The organism is Clavibacter sp. AC415 (assembly GCF_979252985.1).
In genome coordinates this window covers 103,055-119,359 of the sequence record NZ_CEEDAR010000017.1, presented here as the reverse complement: position 1 = coordinate 119,359, position 16,305 = coordinate 103,055, and the positions used below count along the sequence as shown (strand labels likewise).

Below are 16,305 nucleotides of genomic sequence, written 5' to 3'. Positions count from 1 at the left end.
GACCCTACCGATCTACCAACCAGTAGGTAGGGTGGGCGCATGCGCACCACAGCCCTCCTCTCCCCGGCCTCCGGCCAGCCCCTCCGCCCGACGCCGATCGACCGTCGCGCCCTCCGCCCGGACGACGTCGACGTCCGCGTCACCCACGTCGGCGTCTGCCACTCCGATCTGCACGCCCTCGACCAGCCGGGTCGCGACCACGCGCTCGTCCCCGGCCACGAGTTCGTCGGCGAGGTGGTCGCGGTCGGATCCGCCGTCACGGCCTTCGCCCCTGGCGACCCCGTCGCGGTGGGCAACATCGTCGACTCCTGCGGCGTCTGCCGCATGTGCCGGGCGGGGCAGGAGAACATGTGCGTCGAGTTCCCGACCCTCACCTACGGCGGCCGGGACCGCGTCGACGGGTCCCCCACGCTCGGCGGGTACGCCGGTCGCTACGTCGTCCGCGAGTCCTTCGTCTACCGCCGGCCCGCGGCCCTGGACCCCGCCGCCGTCGCCCCGCTCATGTGCGCGGGCGTCACGGTATGGGAGCCGATGCGCGCGGCGGGCGTCGGACCGGGCACGCGGCTCGGCGTCGTCGGCCTCGGCGGGCTCGGGCACCTCGCCGTGCGGCTCGGCCGGGCGCTCGGCGCGGAGGTCACCGTGTTCACCACGACCGCGGCGAAGGCGGCCGACGCCGAGCGGCTGGGCGCGACCCGCACCGTGGTCTCGACCGACGGCGCCGCGATGGCCGGATTCGACCGCAGCCTCGACCTCGTGGTCGACACGGTCTCCGTCGCCCACGACCTCGCGCCCTACCTCCGGGTGCTCGACCTCGACGGGACCCTCTGCGTGCTCGGCCACCTCGGCGGGCTCTCCGTGCAGGCGATGGACCTCCTCACGGGCCGCCGGAAGCTGACGTCCTCCGGCAGCGCCGGGCGGCCCGCGACGCAGGACCTGCTCGACTTCTGCGGCGAGCACGGCATCACCGCGGATGTGGAGGTGCTGCCCGCCGACGCCGTGGAGACCGCGTTCGCGCGCCTCCGCCGCAACGACGTGCGCTACCGCTTCGTGCTCGACATGGCGGGGATCGACGACGCGACCTGAGCGGATCCGCACGCCGGCCGGACGTCAGCCGATCGCGGCGATCACCTCCGCGACGGCTCGCTCCACCTCGGCACCCGTCGCGTCGCGGTCGCCCGACTCGGAGTCGTGGACGAACGCGGTCGCGCCGCGCCGGGCGCCGCAGTAGTCGAGGATCCCGTGGCCCACCTGCGTCTCGAACGCCGACAGGTAGCCGTGCCGCGCGAACGACGCGCGGCTCGTGCCGGACACGGGGATGAGGTGCACGGTGAGCCGCTGGAGCCGCTCCTCGATGCGGCCCTCGTCGTCGATCCCGAAGGCCCAGCCGGCGATGAAGGTGCGGTCGATCCAGCCCTTCAGCAGCGCGGGCATCGACCACCACCACACGGGGAAGACGAACACGACGTGATCCACGGCGCCGAGCCGCGCCTGCTCCGCGAGGACGTCCGCGGGCGCGGGGGAGTCGCCGGCGTACGCGCGCCGGTCGGCCATGCCGAAGACCGGGTCGAAGCCCTCCTGCGCGAGGTGCGCGGTCGTGACGCCGGATGCGTCGGCACCGTCGGACGCGCCGAGCGCGACCTCCAGCCGGCGGGCGACGTGGTGGGTGAGGGAGTCGGGATCGGGATGGGCCGTGACGATCAGCGCGGTCATGCGTCCATCCGACCACGCCCGCCCGGGTGCGTCCTCAGTCGAGCTCGCCCGCCCGGTCGTCCTCCTGCAGCAGCCGCCGGGCCGCGATCCCGATGATCGCGCTGTACGTCGGGTACGCGGAACCGCACGTGCGCGAGCGTGGCCACGTCGACGCCGGCCGCCATCGCGGTCGTCACCGACTGGATCACCTCGACGGCGTTCTCGCCCACGGCGTGCGCGCCGAGGATCAGCTCGCGGCGCCGGTCGGCGATGAGGAGCAGGAAGCCGGCCTCGCGGTCGTCGATGACGGCGCGGTCGACCTCCGAGAACGGCACCCGGGCGACGACGCACGCGCCGTCGCGATCGCGCGCCTCCGCCTCCGTGAGCCCGACTCCCGCGTAGTCGGGGTCGGTGAACCCGCCCGCCGGGAGCAGCTGCAGCGGGATGCGCCGGTTGACGCCCAGCACCGCGTTCTCGGCCGCCGCCTCGCCCTCGGACTGCGCGGCCTGCACGAGCATGTCCTTCCCGTTCGCGTCGCCCACCGCGAGGATGTGCGGCACGCGCGTGCGCAGGTACCGGTCCACCGGGATCGCGGACCGGGTGACCTCGACGCCGGCGGCGTCGAGCCCCAGGTCCTCGACGTCGGCCGGCCAGCCGGTGGCCATGATCACAGCGTCGAAGCTGGAGGACTGCGGCCGGTCGCCCGCGCGCCAGAGCAGCGTGAGGGATCCGTCGGCCGAGCGCGTGATGCCCGTCACCGTGTCGATGCCCACGTGCACGCGCACGCCCTGCGCACGGAACGCGTCGGACACGGCCTCGGAGATCGCCGCGTCCGAGGCGGTGAGCAGGCGCGGCGCGACGTCGAGCAGCGTGACCTCGGACCCGAACGAGCGGAAGACGGTGACGAGCTGCGCGCCCGTGTTGCCGGCCCCGATGACGGCGAGGCGGCGGGGGATCTCCGGCAGCGCGAGCACGTCCTCGGGCACGGTCGCGAGCTCCGCGCCCGGCACGGGCAGGCGGCGCGAGTGGCCGCCGACGCACACGATCACGGATGCCGCGGTGACGCGCCGCCCGCTGTCGAGCACGAGCGTGCGGTCGTCGACGAAGCGCGCCCGGCCCTCGTGCACCAGCGTCACGCCCGCCTCCTGGAACCGCTCGGCCTCGCGCTTGAGCGAGCGCACCCGGTCGACCTGCTCGTGCACGCGCGCGACGATCGAGGGCCAGTGCGGCACAGGCGTGCCCACGCCGATCCCGCTCTCACCCGCGGAGCGCACCTCGCGCACGAGCCGCGCGGTCTTCGCGAGCACGCGCGTGGGCACGCACCCCGTGTTGACGCAGGTGCCGCCGACGCGGCCGGCCTCCAGCACCACGACGGACGCGCCGAGCTCGGCGGCGCGGAGGGCCGCGGCGGTGCCGGCGGGCCCCGCCGATCACGGCGACGTCGTAGTGCGCCGGGGCGTCGGCGTGGTCGGCGGGATCGGCGTGGTCGGTGCTCTCGGGCATGGCGTCCTCACGGGTCGGCGCGGCTGCGCGGTCGGCGCCTCGGGAAGGGCCTGACGGAAGGCTACCGAGCCGGCAGCGGCGCGACCGGCACCGCAGGCGGCCGTCACCCCTCGCCCGGGGAGGCCCGCCCCGATACAGTGACGAGCGCACCCGAGGGCGACCCGATCCGCCCCGTCAGCGGTGCGGCATGCCGCGAAGGAGCACCATGGCCGACATCCGCAAGGGACTCGCCGGGGTCGTCGTCGACACCACCGCGATCAGCAAGGTCGAGCCGGCCACCAACTCCCTCCTCTACCGCGGGTACCCGGTGCAGGAGCTCGCCGCCTCCTGCTCCTTCGAGCAGGTCGCCTACCTCCTCTGGCACGGCGAGCTGCCCACCGACGAGGAGCTCGCGCACTTCGAGGCGCAGGAGCGCGCCGAGCGCCAGCCCGACGACGCCGTGCTCCGCATCGTCGACGCGCTGCCCGTCGACGCGCACCCCATGGACGTGCTCCGCACCGCGGTCAGCGCGATCGGCGCGGCCGATGCGACGCCCGATGACCACTCCGCCGACGCCGACCTCGAGCGCTCCGTGCGGCTCCTCGCCCAGATCCCGGTGCTCATCGCCCACGACCAGCGGCGCCGCCAGGGCCTCGAGCCGGTCGGCCCCGCGACGACCTCGGCCTCGCCGAGAACCTGCTGCTCATGGTGCACGGTGAGCGGCCGACGGAGGCCGACGCGCGCGCGCTCGAGGTCTCGCTGATCCTCTACGCCGAGCACTCGTTCAACGCCTCCACGTTCACCGCGCGCGTCATCACGTCGACCCTGGCCGACCTGCACTCCGCGGTCACGGGCGCGATCGGCGCGCTGAAGGGCCCCCTGCACGGCGGCGCCAACGAGGCCGTCCTCGAGACGCTGGAGGAGATCGGCGACGCGTCCCGCGTGGAGGCCTGGCTCGACGAGGCGCTCGCCGCGAAGCGCAAGGTCATGGGCTTCGGCCACCGCGTGTACCGCGCGGGCGACTCGCGCGTGCCCACCATGAAGGACGCGCTCGACGAGCTCGTCGCCGTGCGCGTGCAGGCGGGCGGTGCGGCGGGGGAGTCCGCGACCCGCACGATGGAGCTGTACGACGCGCTCGAGCGCGGCATGGCCGAGCGCACCGGGATCCTGCCGAACCTCGACTACCCGTCGGGCCCCGCGTACGCGCTCCTCGGCTTCGAGACGCGCGCCTTCACGCCCCTGTTCGTGGCCGCGCGCGTGGTCGGCTGGACGGCCCACGTCGTGGAGCAGCGCGCCGCGAACTCGCTGATCCGCCCGCTGTCCGAGTACGACGGTCCCGCCGAGCGCCACCTCTCCTGAACGGGAGGCAGGTGCTCCTCGGCGACCGAGGGGCCGTCGCCGTGCATCGTCGTCCTCTTCCACGTGAGCCGGACGGCGAGACGCGCCCGCCACGTCCCAGGGTGTCGCGTGCTGGTGCTGGTGCTGGTGCTGGTGCTGGTGGCCGTGCGCGTGGTCGGTGTCCGCGCAGCACGCGTCCCGCTCAGCCCTCGACCTCGACCCTCCTCTTCGGCCGTCGTCCCTTCGCGACGGAGCGGGCCCTACCGGACGTCCCTGCATCCAGACGTAGCCGTGGAGGCGTGGAGTCCTCCTGATCGGCCCCGTCCCGCCGTCCCCTCCGATCCCCGGCGGCGGCGGCGTCGACCATGACCCACGTGTCGCCCGTGGACGAATCGCCATGCGTACGCCGGCCGGTGGCTACTCTTCCGACTCGGCACCGACAACGAGAAGGAAGATCGAGGAAAGAAATCAGATTCGCGCTGCTCGGACTCGCGCTCACCGGCGCGCTGATCAGTGGCGCGGCAGTCACTGTGCTTCCCGCTGAATCTGCTCGAGCCCAGGACACGGCGTCGGACTTGGCGTATGCCAAGTGCCACTACGGTCACAGCTTCGAGTCTTGCCAGTTCCTCGCCGAACAGGGGAACATCTCTCGCGAGGGATTGCGGTGCTTGGCTGCGTCGGGAATCGCCGTCGCGGGCCTGTTCATCGGCGAAGGAGTCGGCGAGGGGCTCGCAACCGCGATCGCACGCAAGTACCTCGCCGCTGGGGCATTCGGGTGCCTCAGCACGTTCCTCTGAGATGGGAGTGGAACCGACCGTGGATCGAGATCGTGTCTCCCCGTGGGCCGCAGCGACGACCGCGTTCGTATTGGGCGTCATCTGCTTCTCCCTCATCCGATCGGCATGGGCGATCGTCGCGTACGGTCTGCTCGTATTCGGTGTCGCCCTGTTCTACCGGATCACCGTGAGGCGCTCGGGGAAGTGACGGCCGAGGGGGTGCGGCGGGCTCCCCGTCGCACCCTCTCCGTGCGCCGGCCACCCCGTCCTCCGGATCCACGCGGCAGCCGGGGGGACCGGACGAGTGCCGTCGACGCGGTCCTCGCCGGTGCCGCGGGTACTCCTCACCCGTCGGCCGCGACCCCGCCACGCGGCCGGGGCCGCTCCCGCCGATCGTTAGGATGGAGCCCATGTCCCGCGGCGAGCCCTTCTACATCACCACGCCGATCTTCTACGTGAACGACGTCCCGCACATCGGGCACGCGTACACGGAGGTCGCCGCCGACGTGCTCGCCCGCTGGCACCGCCAGCGCGGCGACGACACCTGGTTCCTCACCGGCACCGACGAGCACGGGCAGAAGATCCTCCGCACGGCCACCGCGCACGACACGACCCCGCAGGCGTGGGCAGACCGCCTCGTCACCGAGAGCTGGCAGCCGCTGCTCGAGGCCGTGGACATCTCCAACGACGACTTCATCCGCACCACGGACGCCCGCCACGAGGAGAGCGTCACGATCTTCCTGCAGCGCCTCCACGACGCCGGGTTCATCTACACGGGCGAGTACAAGGGCTACTACTGCGTCGGCTGCGAGGAGTACAAGCAGCCCTCCGACCTCCTCGAGGGCACCGGTCCGTTCGAGGGGCAGCTCGTCTGCGCCATCCACTCCAAGCCGGTGGAGCTGCTGGAGGAGAAGAACTACTTCTTCCGCATGAGCGACTTCGGCGAGCGGCTCCTCGCGTACTACGAGGAGCGCCCCGACTTCATCCAGCCCGAGAGCGCCCGCAACGAGATCCTGTCGTTCGTGCGCCGGGGCCTCGAGGACCTCTCCATCTCGCGCTCCAGCTTCGACTGGGGCATCCCCATCCCGTGGGACGAGAGCCACGTCGTGTACGTGTGGTTCGAGGCGCTCATGAACTACGTCACGGCCATCGGCTACGGCGTCGACGACGAGCGCTTCCAGCGCCGCTGGCCCGCCACGCACCTCGTCGGCAAGGACATCCTCCGCTTCCACGCGGTCATCTGGCCGGCCATGCTCATGGCCCTCGGGGAGGAGCCGCCGCGGCGCGTCTTCGGCCACGGCTGGCTGCTCGTCGGCGGCGAGAAGATGTCGAAGTCGAAGCTCACGGGCATCGTGCCGCAGACCATCACCGACACCTTCGGCATCGACGCGTTCCGCTACTACTTCATGCGCGCCTTCGCCTTCGGCCAGGACGGCTCGTTCAGCTGGGAGGACCTCAGCGCCCGCTACCAGGCCGAGCTCGCCAACGGCTTCGGCAACCTCTCCTCCCGCGTGATCGCCATGGTCGGCCGCTACTTCGACGGCCGCGTGCCTGAGGCGCATGCGACCACCGAGGCGGACGAGCGCGTGCTGTCCGTCGCGCGCGCCGCCGCCTCCACGGCCGACGACGCCATCGAGCGGCTCGCCATCCACGAGGCGCTCGCCGCCGTGTGGACCCTGGTCGACGAGCTCAACGGCTACATCACGAGCCAGGAGCCGTGGGCGCTCGCCAAGAAGGACGAGGACCGCGCGCGCCTCGAGACCGTCCTGCACACCGCGGTCCGCGGGCTCGGCACGCTCGCCGTGCTCCTCGCGCCCGTGCTGCCCGGCGCCACCGCGAAGCTCTGGACGGCGCTCGGCGGCGACGGCACCGTCGGCCAGCAGCGCATCGACCTGGCGGACGAGTGGACCGGATCCGGCGTCGTCACGCCGCTCGAGGCCCCGCTGTTCCCGCGCATCGAGCAGGAGCCGACCACCCCCACGGCGTGACCGGGGCAGCCGCGCCCCACGGGGTGCGGCATCCTCCCCTCGGTAGAGTGGGCGGGATGTCCGATTCGAACTACGTGCGCCAGCGCGACACCACCGCGGTCCACGGCCAGACGCGCGATCTCACGTATCCGCCGCTGCCCGAGGCGCTCACGGTCCCGGTCTACGACAACCACACGCACCTCGAGATCGCGGACGGCGAGTCGCCCATCGACTTCACCGAGCACCTCGACCGGGCGAGCTCGGTCGGCGTCCGCGGGGTGATCCAGGTCGGCGGCGACCTGGAGACCTCCCGCTGGTCCGCGGAGACCGCGGCCCACGAGCCGCGCATGCTCGCGGCCGTCGCCATCCACCCCAACGAGGCGCCCGCGTACGACGAGGCGGGCACGCTCGATGATGCGCTGGCCGAGATCCACGAGCTGGCCGGGCGGCCGCGCGTGCGCGCCGTGGGCGAGACCGGGCTCGACTTCTTCCGCACGGGCGAGGAGGGCCGCGCCGCCCAGATGCGCTCGTTCGAGGCGCACATCGAGATCGCGAAGCAGCGGGGCATCGCCCTGCAGATCCACGACCGCGACGCGCACGACGAGGTCGTCGAGACGCTGCTGCGCGTCGGCGCCCCCGAGCGCACCGTGTTCCACTGCTTCTCCGGCGACGAGGACCTCGCCCGCATCTGCGCCGAGAACGGCTGGTACATGTCGTTCTCCGGCACGGTCACCTTCAAGAACGCGCACGACCTGCGCGAGGCGCTGGCCTTTCGCGCCCCGCTCATTGCTGCTCGTGGAGACGGACGCGCCGTTCCTCACGCCCGTGCCGTTCCGCGGCCGCCCGAACGCGCCGTACCTCATCCCGCACACGCTGCGGGCGATGGCCGCGCACCTCGGCACCGACGTGTCGATGCTCGCCGCGCAGATCTCCTCCAACACCGAGCTCGTCTACGGCCGCTGGGACGACGAGCCCGTCACGTCGCCCGCGAAGGACCCCGCCGAGATCGACCCGGCGGGCCGCGCGTGACCGACGACTCGGGCCCCGGTGCGGCGCTGCCCGCCACGCCCGCGGCCGCCGGCGCCACGCTCCTCGGACCGGCCGAGATCCGCGACCTCGCCGAGCTCCTCGGCGTCGCGCCCACCAAGAAGCTCGGGCAGAACTTCGTCATCGACGCGAACACCGTGCGCCGCATCGTCCGGGTCGCGGGCGTCGAGGCCGGCACGCACGTGGTGGAGGTGGGGCCGGGCCTCGGATCCCTCACGCTCGGCCTCCTCGAGACCGGCGCGAGCGTCGTCGCGGTCGAGATCGACGGCCGTCTGGCGGAGCAGCTGCCCCTCACCGTGAGCCTGTACCAGCCGGAGGCGCGCCTCACGGTCGTGCACGAGGACGCGCTCCGCGTCGCGGAGCTGCCCGGCGATCCCACCGCGCTCGTCGCGAACCTCCCGTACAACGTCTCGGTCCCGGTGCTCCTGCACCTGCTCGAGCACTTCCCGTCGATCCGCACGGGCGTGGTTATGGTGCAGGCCGAGGTCGGGCACCGCATCGCCGCGGCCCCCGGCTCGAAGGTCTACGGGTCCCCGAGCGTCAAGGCCGCCTGGTACGGCGCCTGGCGCACGGCCGGCAACGTCAGCCGCCAGGTGTTCTGGCCCGTCCCCAACGTCGACTCCGTGCTCGTCGCCTTCGGGCGGCACGCGGAGGCCTTCGCCTCGGAGGAGCTGCGGAAGCGCACGTTCCGGATCGTCGACGCGGCCTTCCAGCAGCGCCGCAAGATGCTCCGCCAGGCCCTCGCGGAGCTGCTCGGCGGCAGCGAGGCGGCGTCCGCGCTGCTCGTCGCCGGAGGGGGTGGCCCCCACTTCGCGGGGCGAGGAGCTGAGCGTCCACGACTACCTCCGCGTGGCCCGCGCCTGGGCCGATCGCGACGGTGACGGACGGGCTCCCAGCCTCCGCTAGGTTGGAGCACATGACCTCCGCGGCCACCACCTCCGACGTGGTGCACGCGCGGGCCCCGGGCAAGATCAACGTGTCGCTGACGGTGGGCGCCCTCCAGGAGGACGGGTACCACGACGTCGCCACCGCCTACCAGGCCGTGAGCCTGTACGAGGACGTGTACGCCACCCGCTCCGACGGCTTCTCCGTCGAGTTCGGCGGGGTCCATCGACACGTCGCACCTCACCGTCGGGGCCGACAACCTCGCCATCCGCGCCGCCCGCCTCCTCGCCCGCAGCACGGGCTACCGCGGCGGCGTGCACCTGCGCATCGAGAAGCACGTGCCCATCGCGGGCGGCATGGGCGGCGGATCCGCGGACGCCGCGGCCACCCTCCTCGCCTGCGACGCCCTCTGGGGCACCGAGCGCACCCGCGACCAGCTGCTCGCCCTCGGCGCGGAGCTCGGCGCGGACGTGCCGTTCGCGCTCGCGGGCGGCACCGCCATCGGCACGGGCCGCGGCGACCGGCTGAGCCCGGCGCTCGCCAAGGGCACCTTCCAGTGGGTGCTCGCCATCGCGGAGTTCGGCGTCGCCACGCCCGACGTGTACGGCGAGCTCGACAAGCACCGCGAGCGGCACGCGCAGGACATCTTCCCCGCGCAGCAGATCCCGCAGGTCGACTCCGGGGTGCTGCAGGCGCTCCGGGCGGGGGATCCGCACATGCTCGCCGAGGTCCTCCACAACGACCTCCAGGCTCCCGCCCTGCACCTCGCTCCGGGTCTCGGCGAGGTGCTGCAGCTCGGCGAGGAGAACGGCGCGCTCGCGGGGATCGTCTCCGGATCCGGTCCCACGGTCGCCTTCCTCGCGGCCGACCTCGACAGCGCGCTCGAGCTGCAGATCGCGCTGAGCGCCGCCCGCCTCACGGTCATCCGGGCCACCGGGCCCGTGCACGGCGCCCGCATCATCACCGGCTGACCCGGCGCGCTCCACCCCGTGCGCACCCCGCTGCCCCGCGCCGTCCGTCTGCCTCGCGCCGTCCGTCTGCCTCGCGCCGTCCGTCTGCCCCGCGCCGTCCGGCCGTCCCGCCCCGAGTGGGCGCTCGTCGGCATCACCGCGATCTGGGGTGCCACGTTCCTCGCCGTGCACGTGGCGATGGAGCACAGCGGGCCGCTGTTCTTCGTGGGGCTCCGCTTCCTCGTGGCGGGGCTGATCAGCGCGGTCGTCTTCCGCCGGGCGCTCCGCGGGATGCGGCGGATCGACCTGGGCGCCGGCGCGGCCATCGGGGTCATGATCCTCCTCGGCTACGGCCTGCAGACCTACGGGCTGCAGAGCATCCCGAGCAGCACCTGCGCCTTCATCACCGCGCTGTACGTGCCGCTGGTGCCGCTCCTGCAGTGGGCCGCCTTCCGGAAGCGGCCGAGCGCGCCCGCCCTGGTGGGCGTGGCGCTCGCCTTCGTCGGGCTGCTGCTGGTCGCCGGACCGCAGGAGGGCGTCGCGCTGGGCCCGGGGGAGGTAGCGACGCTCGTGAGCACGCTGCCGATCGCGGCCGAGATCATCCTCATCGGCCTGTTCGCGGGCCGCGTCGACGTCGGGCGGGTGACCGTCGTGCAGCTGCTCGTCGCGGGTGCCCTGTCGCTCGCGTGCATGCCGCTGGCGGGGGAGGCGGTGCCGGCGTTCTCGGGGGTGTGGCTCGTGGCGGCGGTCGCGCTCGGGGCGAGCAGCTGCCTCATCCAGCTCACGATGAACTGGGCCCAGCGCTCCGTGTCGCCCACACGGGCGACGATCATCTACTCGGCCGAGCCAGTGTGGGCGGGCGTCATCGGCCGGGTCGCGGGAGAGCGGCTGCCCGCGCTCGCGATCCTCGGCGCGGCGCTCATCGTCGCGGGCACGGTCGTCAGCGAGCTGCGTCCGCGCCCGGTCCGGGCGCCCGAGGCCCCGGCCCCGACGGACGGCTGAGGGGCACGTCGCCGCGGTCAGCGCGATCGGCGGGCGTGGGCGCGGGCCTTCATCCGGTTGCCGCAGGTCGCCATGGAGCACCACCTCGCGGTGCCGGGGCGGCTGTGGTCCACGAGGAACAGCGCGCACTCGTCGTTGGCGCACGGGCGCAGGCGGCCGGGCAGCCGGGCTGTGACGCTCGACCAGGCGAGCACGGCGTCCACCGGCAGGCGGTCGTCGGGCGGCACGCGCAGCTCCCAGGCGACGCCGTCGGCGGTGACGCGCGGCGTGCGCACGGCGCCGTCGACCACGGCCGTGAGATCCGCGACGGCGGCGGGCGCCGTGTCGGCCCCGCGGACGACGGCCTGGATCGCATCGCGTGCGCGGCGGAGGCGGGCGAGCTCTGCCGCGGTGCCGGTGCCGCCCCAGTCGCGGGCGAGCCGGCGGCCGGATGCGCCGTCGAGGCGGTCCTCGGGCCGGCCGTCGACCACCGGCGCGCTGTTCAGCAGCGCCAGCAGCAGCTCCTCGTCGCGGTCCACTGCACCTCGATCCCCGCGCCCCGGTGGCGCCTCGGATCCATGCTACCGTCCGACTAACCACCAAAACAAGCCAAAGGGGTTATCCATGACCACGGTCCACCACCGCACCGCCTCCGTCGACGGACTCGACGTCTTCTGGCGCGAGGCCGGGCCCGCCGAGGCGCCCGTGCTCCTCCTGCTGCACGGCTACCCGTCGAGCTCGCACATGTTCCGCCACCTGATCCCCGCGCTCGCGGACCGCTTCCGGGTCATCGCGCCGGACCTCGTCGGCTTCGGGCGCTCGTCCGCCCCGTCCGTCGAGGACTTCGACTACACCTTCGCCGCGCTCGCCGACGTGACCCGCCGCTTCCTCGCGACCATCGGGGTGTCCCGCTACGCGATCTACGTGCAGGACTACGGCGCCCCCGTCGGCTGGCGCCTGGCGCTCGCCGACCCGCATGCGGTCACGGGCGTCGTGACGCAGAACGGCAACGCCTACGAGGAGGGCTTCGTGCCCTCGTTCTGGGACCCGATCTGGGCCGACGCCGCCGAGCGCACCGACGCCACGCGCGACGCCCTCCGGCCCGCCCTCGGGCGCGACGCGGTCGAATGGCAGTACACGCACGGCGTGCCGGATCCGTCCGCGGTCGACCCCGACGCGTGGGAGCACGACCTCGCGCTCCTCGCCCGCCCCGGGCAGGACGACGTGCAGCTGGCGCTCTTCCGCGACTACGCGAACAACCGCGAGCTGTACCCGGCGGTGCACGCCTGGCTCCGCGCGTCGCGGGTGCCGCTGCTCGCCGTCTGGGGCCGGAACGACGAGATCTTCGCCGCGGCGGGCGCCGAGGCCTTCCGCCGCGACGCACCGCACGCGCGCATCGACCTCCTCGACGGCGGGCACTTCCTGCTCGAGTCCCACCTCGACGAGGTCGTCGCGGCGATCGGGGAGTGGCACCCCCGAGCCTGAGGTCAGCCCGCGTCGACCCGCTCGTAGCGCTCGACGTTCGCGTTCTTCACGTGCCAGTCGTCGGTGCGCACGAAGCCGCGCGGGGTCAGCGCCTCCGCGACCTCGGGCCGGATGTCCTGCCGGTCGCTCGTGACGAGCCACACGACGTCGGCGCCCTCGACCTCGTCGACGCGGTCGGCGAGCGGGTACGACTCCTCCCAGAGGCCGTCCGTGTCGCCGGGCGGCGTGCGCAGGAGGATGTCGTCCATCCCGCGGAAGGCGTCGGAGTAGGAGTAGGCGACGATGCGCGAGGTCGCCTTCGGGTGGCGCCGCACGGGTCCGAAGATCACGGCCTCCTCGGTGCCGGGCGCCTCCGTGGCGCGCTCCTCCGTGACGATGCGGGAGATGCCCGCCCAGTCGGCGTCGGCCTTCCGCGTGGTGCCGCGGTCGTGGGCGACCTGCACGAGCGACAGGGCCACGAGCCCCGCGGTGACGATGGCGACGGCGGGCCGCCAGCGCAGCGCCAGGATGCCCACCGCGACGAGCATGGCCATGGCCGGCGCCGTGTAGGAGAGGTACCGCGGCGAGTACAGCGGCGACGTGAGCGTCGAGGCGTACACGAGCAGGATCGTGGGCACCGCGAACCACACGACCGCGAGCTGCAGCAGCGTCGGCGACCAGCCGGCGTGCAGGTACGCGGACTCGAAGGCCGCGATCTCGCCCACGGGCTCCGCGGTCGACCGGCGCCGCGCGCGCACCAGGCGGACGCCCCGCCGCACCAGCATCGCGAGCCCGACGAGCGCCAGCACCCAGGCGACCGCCGCGAAGGCCGCGTTCTCCGGGAACAGCTGCGTGAGCACCACCTGGCTGGGCGTCCGCGGGCCGATCGGCTTGATCCACCCGACCTGGCCCGACTGCGCGGTGACCACGCCGACGAGCGGCAGCGAGAGGAGCCCGGCGACGATGGAGGAGACGCCCCAGCCGAGGAGCGACACGATCATGGGACGCACGGTGCGTCGGCCGACGCGGGCCGAGGCGACGGCCCACAGGATGACGGCGCCGTGCGCGCCCACCAGCAGCGCCAGGTAGATGAAGGTCGACGCGCCGAACCACGCGATGAGCCCGTAGAGCGCCCACCACCGGGCCTGCAGCTGCCACGGCGACCCGGCGCGGCGGGCCGCCAGCACGAGCACCACCGTGAGGGCCACGGCGATGAGGGTGCCGAGCGCGAACGAGCGGCCCTCGGTGCCCATCCACGCCGAGCGCGGGATGACGACGAAGACGATGCCCGCGACGACGCCCGTGGCGCGCGTGGAGACGGTGCGGGTCAGGAGCACCACGCCCGCCGCGGCGAGGCCGATGAAGGCCGCGCTCGGGAGGCGGAGCGAGGTCGGCGAGTACCCGACCAGGTCGAACCACACCTTCATGACGGCGTAGTAGAGGCCGTGGACGGCGTCGACCGTGCCGAGCATGCGGAGGAGGTCGTCCCAGTCGCGCGTGGCCGAGATGACCGTGGCGGCCTCGTCGTACCAGACGGACGGCTGCCCGGCGAGGGGGAGCGCGAGGAGGAACCCGAACAGGCCGATGAGCCAGGCGTCGCCCCAGCGGCGGTGGTGGAAGCGGCCGAGGGGGCCGGAGGGACGGCCGCCGCGGGTCCCGTCGGCGGGCCGTCGTACGCTGGATCCGGTCGACGCGGGTCCGCGTCCGCCGTCCGTACGGAGGTCTGTCATGGGGTCGTCTCTGCCGCTCGTCGATCTGGACGGCACGCACCCCGGGGGGCGGGGCCGTGATGGTCATGGCTCCGGGCAGGATGCGCACGAGCGGCGCGAACGCCACTCCCGGCACCTCGCCCTTCCCGGCATCGGGATGGGGGGTCAGTCCCGCATCGACCGCGCGCGCGTGCTCGTGATCGGCGCGGGCGGCCTGGGTTCCCCGGTGCTGCAGTACCTGGCCGCCGCGGGGATCGGGACCCTCGGGATAGTAGACGACGATGCTGTGGACCTCTCGAACCTGCAGCGCCAGACCATCCACGGCACTCCCGACATCGGTCGACCGAAGACCACGTCAGCGGCGGATTCGGTGCACCGGACCGACCCCGGGATCGAAGTCGTGGAGCACGCGGAGCGGCTGACGGTCGACAACGCGATCCGGATCCTCAGCGGCTACGACGTGGTCGTCGACGCCACCGACAACTTCGCCACGCGGTACCTCATCAGCGACGCCGCGGCCCTCGTGGGGATCCCGTGCGTGTGGGGATCGGTGTACCGCTTCGACGCCCAGGTCACCGTCTTCTGGGATGCCGCGCCCGACGGCCGCGGCATCGACTACCGCGACGTCTTCCCCGACCCGCCCGCCGACGGCGCCGTGCTCTCCTGCGAGGAGGCGGGCGTGTTCGGCGCGGTCTGCGGCACGGTCGGCTCCCTCATGGCGACCGAGGTCATCAAGCTCGTCACGGGCGCGGGCCAGCCGCTCCTCGGCCGGGTCGTGGTGCTCGACGCGCTCGCCGGCACCAGCCGCACCATCGGCGTGAAGCGCGCGAAGGGTCGCCAGCGGGTCACCGCGCTCGCCGACTACGACCTGTTCTGCGGCGTGGGCGCCGCCACCGACGGCACCGAGCTCGACGCGGAGGAGGTGGAGCGCATCCTCGCCTCCGACGAGCCCGTCGTGCTCCTCGACGTGCGGGAGCCCGACGAGCGGCTCGTCGACTCCATCCCGGGTCACGTGGCGGTGCCGGTGCGCATCGTGACGGTGGACCCGGGCGCCGTGCCCGGCGGCGTCGCCGACCGGGTCGTCGTCTACTGCGCCTCCGGCGTCCGCTCGCGGGCGGCCGCGGCGGCGCTTCGCGAGGCGGGCCGCGACGCCGTGAGCCTGCGCGGCGGCATCGCCGCATGGCGGAGCGTGGCGGGGCGGGCATGACGGCGGTCCCCGGGCCCGGTCCCGTCCTCGGGCTCGACGACGACGCGTTCCTGGAGCACGTCGCCGACGCGCTGCACGGCGTCCCCGGCGTGCGGGGCGTGGCGCTCGGCGGATCCCGTGCCCAGGGGGTGCAGCGGCCCGACAGCGACTGGGACGTGGCGGTCTACTACCGCGGGTCGTTCGACCCCGACGGCCTCCGCGCGCTCGGCTGGCCCGGGGTCCTCAGCCCGCGCGGCGGCTGGGCCGGATCTTCGACGGCGGCGGCGCGCTGCACGTGGACGGCCGCACGGTCGACGTCCACTACCGCGACCTCGACGCCATCGAGGCGATGCACGAGGAGGCGGTGGCCGGGCGCTTCGCCGTCGAGCGGCTGCTCTTCCACCCGGCGGGCCTGCCGAGCACGATCCTGCTGGCCGAGGTGGGCGTGAACCGCGCCCTCCGCGGGGAGGTGCCGTCGTGGGGGTACCCGCCGGCGCTCCGCGAGGCCGCACCCGGCGTGTGGTGGGGGGACGCGGCCATGACGCTGCACTACGCACGGGAGGGCCACGCGCGCCACGGCCGCGTCGCCCAGTGCGCCGGGCTGCTGGCGGAGGCGGCGAGCATGGCGGCGCACGCGGTCCTCGCCCACCGCGGCGAGTGGATCACCAACGAGAAGCAGCTGCTGACCCGCGCGGGCCTCCGCGGCGTCGACGCCGTCGTCGCCCGCATGGGGAGCGAGCCGGCGGACCTCCTGCGGGCCGTCGACGACGTGGAGGCGCTGCTGCGCGACGCGGTGCGGCGCGAGGGGATGGCGGTCGCGGGGTGAGGGGC

12 protein-coding genes and 5 pseudogenes are annotated in these 16,305 nt (G+C 73.8%); 12 read left to right on the top strand and 5 right to left on the bottom strand.

The features are described 5' to 3' along the window. Positions 1–39 precede the first annotated feature (39 nt). Positions 40–1,083 carry an NAD(P)-dependent alcohol dehydrogenase gene (locus ACZ411_RS09925; RefSeq protein ID WP_464170302.1) on the top strand — a complete coding sequence of 348 codons (1,044 nt, stop codon included), beginning with the start codon at positions 40–42 and terminating at the stop codon, positions 1,081–1,083. A 24-nt stretch (positions 1,084–1,107) separates the two neighbouring features. On the opposite strand, the gene ACZ411_RS09920 is transcribed toward ACZ411_RS09925, so the two are convergent. From ACZ411_RS09920 to ACZ411_RS09910, 3 genes are read right to left on the bottom strand one after another with little or no spacing between them, the layout of a single operon-like run. Beyond that, positions 1,108–1,710, bottom strand: a complete 603-nt coding sequence (locus tag ACZ411_RS09920) for an NAD(P)H-dependent oxidoreductase (protein ID WP_464170300.1) — start codon at positions 1,708–1,710, stop codon at positions 1,108–1,110. Continuing rightward, positions 1,707–3,056, bottom strand: a complete 1,350-nt coding sequence (locus tag ACZ411_RS09915; protein WP_464170531.1) for a dihydrolipoyl dehydrogenase family protein — start codon at positions 3,054–3,056, stop codon at positions 1,707–1,709. Before ACZ411_RS09915 ends, ACZ411_RS09920 begins: the two co-directional genes overlap by 4 nt. Beyond that, positions 2,947–3,192, bottom strand: a complete 246-nt coding sequence (locus ACZ411_RS09910; RefSeq protein ID WP_464170572.1) for a hypothetical protein — start codon at positions 3,190–3,192, stop codon at positions 2,947–2,949. Before ACZ411_RS09910 ends, ACZ411_RS09915 begins: the two co-directional genes overlap by 110 nt. A gap of 187 nt (positions 3,193–3,379) precedes the next feature. Here ACZ411_RS09910 and ACZ411_RS09905 point away from each other — a divergent pair. The 7 genes and pseudogenes from ACZ411_RS09905 (at position 3,380) to ACZ411_RS09875 (ending at position 11,136) form a co-directional block, all read left to right on the top strand. Then, a pseudogene (locus ACZ411_RS09905) lies at positions 3,380–4,530 on the top strand (bifunctional 2-methylcitrate synthase/citrate synthase). A gap of 795 nt (positions 4,531–5,325) precedes the next feature. After that, positions 5,326–5,493: a hypothetical protein gene (locus ACZ411_RS09900; protein ID WP_464170298.1), complete on the top strand. Its 168-nt coding sequence runs from the start codon at positions 5,326–5,328 to the stop codon at positions 5,491–5,493. A 202-nt stretch (positions 5,494–5,695) separates the two neighbouring features. After that, a complete protein-coding gene (gene metG / locus ACZ411_RS09895) occupies positions 5,696–7,273 on the top strand; it encodes a methionine--tRNA ligase (protein ID WP_464170296.1) in 1,578 nt (525 codons plus the stop codon). Positions 7,274–7,329: 56 nt separating this feature from the next. Then, a pseudogene (locus ACZ411_RS09890) lies at positions 7,330–8,281 on the top strand (TatD family hydrolase). 26 nt (positions 8,282–8,307) lie between these two features. Continuing rightward, positions 8,308–9,205 (top strand): annotated as a pseudogene (rsmA, locus tag ACZ411_RS09885) (16S rRNA (adenine(1518)-N(6)/adenine(1519)-N(6))-dimethyltransferase RsmA). 10 nt (positions 9,206–9,215) lie between these two features. Beyond that, positions 9,216–10,155 (top strand): annotated as a pseudogene (locus tag ACZ411_RS09880) (4-(cytidine 5'-diphospho)-2-C-methyl-D-erythritol kinase). A gap of 18 nt (positions 10,156–10,173) precedes the next feature. Beyond that, the gene (locus tag ACZ411_RS09875) at positions 10,174–11,136 is read left to right on the top strand and encodes a DMT family transporter (protein ID WP_464170294.1); all 963 of its coding nucleotides are present in this window, start codon (positions 10,174–10,176) and stop codon (positions 11,134–11,136) included. A 17-nt stretch (positions 11,137–11,153) separates the two neighbouring features. Here the strand turns inward: ACZ411_RS09875 and ACZ411_RS09870 are convergent, their stop codons facing one another. Next, a complete protein-coding gene (locus ACZ411_RS09870; protein ID WP_464170292.1) occupies positions 11,154–11,654 on the bottom strand; it encodes a CGNR zinc finger domain-containing protein in 501 nt (166 codons plus the stop codon). 85 nt (positions 11,655–11,739) lie between these two features. Between ACZ411_RS09870 and ACZ411_RS09865 the strand changes: the two genes are divergently transcribed. Continuing rightward, positions 11,740–12,600: an alpha/beta fold hydrolase gene (locus ACZ411_RS09865; RefSeq protein ID WP_464170290.1), complete on the top strand. Its 861-nt coding sequence runs from the start codon at positions 11,740–11,742 to the stop codon at positions 12,598–12,600. Between the two features lie 2 nt (positions 12,601–12,602). Here ACZ411_RS09865 and ACZ411_RS09860 read toward each other — a convergent pair whose 3' ends face one another. Next, positions 12,603–14,309 (bottom strand): glycosyltransferase family 39 protein, encoded by a 1,707-nt coding sequence (locus ACZ411_RS09860; RefSeq protein WP_464170288.1) that lies wholly within the window; start codon positions 14,307–14,309, stop codon positions 12,603–12,605. A 136-nt stretch (positions 14,310–14,445) separates the two neighbouring features. Here ACZ411_RS09860 and ACZ411_RS09855 point away from each other — a divergent pair, with 136 nt between their 5' ends. The 3 genes and pseudogenes from ACZ411_RS09855 (at position 14,446) to ACZ411_RS09845 (ending at position 16,300) form a co-directional block, all read left to right on the top strand. After that, entirely contained in the window at positions 14,446–15,495 is a 1,050-nt protein-coding gene (locus ACZ411_RS09855) for a ThiF family adenylyltransferase (RefSeq protein ID WP_464170286.1), read from the top strand. Next, positions 15,468–15,638 (top strand): annotated as a pseudogene (locus ACZ411_RS09850) (hypothetical protein); the annotation flags it as partial. The gene ACZ411_RS09855 and the pseudogene ACZ411_RS09850, both read left to right, overlap by 28 nt. A 131-nt stretch (positions 15,639–15,769) precedes the next feature. Then, positions 15,770–16,300, top strand: a complete 531-nt coding sequence (locus tag ACZ411_RS09845) for a hypothetical protein (RefSeq protein WP_464170570.1) — start codon at positions 15,770–15,772, stop codon at positions 16,298–16,300. Positions 16,301–16,305 lie beyond the last annotated feature (5 nt).

Coding starts and splice junctions, on each gene's coding strand:
- ACZ411_RS09925 (WP_464170302.1), top strand. CDS start 40: ATGCGCACCACAGCCCTCCTCTCCCCGGCCTCCGGCCAGCCCCTCCGC.
- ACZ411_RS09920 (WP_464170300.1), bottom strand. CDS start 1,710: ATGACCGCGCTGATCGTCACGGCCCATCCCGATCCCGACTCCCTCACC.
- ACZ411_RS09910 (WP_464170572.1), bottom strand. CDS start 3,192: ATGCCCGAGAGCACCGACCACGCCGATCCCGCCGACCACGCCGACGCC.
- metG (WP_464170296.1), top strand. CDS start 5,696: ATGTCCCGCGGCGAGCCCTTCTACATCACCACGCCGATCTTCTACGTG.
- ACZ411_RS09865 (WP_464170290.1), top strand. CDS start 11,740: ATGACCACGGTCCACCACCGCACCGCCTCCGTCGACGGACTCGACGTC.
- ACZ411_RS09860 (WP_464170288.1), bottom strand. CDS start 14,309: ATGACAGACCTCCGTACGGACGGCGGACGCGGACCCGCGTCGACCGGA.
- ACZ411_RS09855 (WP_464170286.1), top strand. CDS start 14,446: ATGGGGGGTCAGTCCCGCATCGACCGCGCGCGCGTGCTCGTGATCGGC.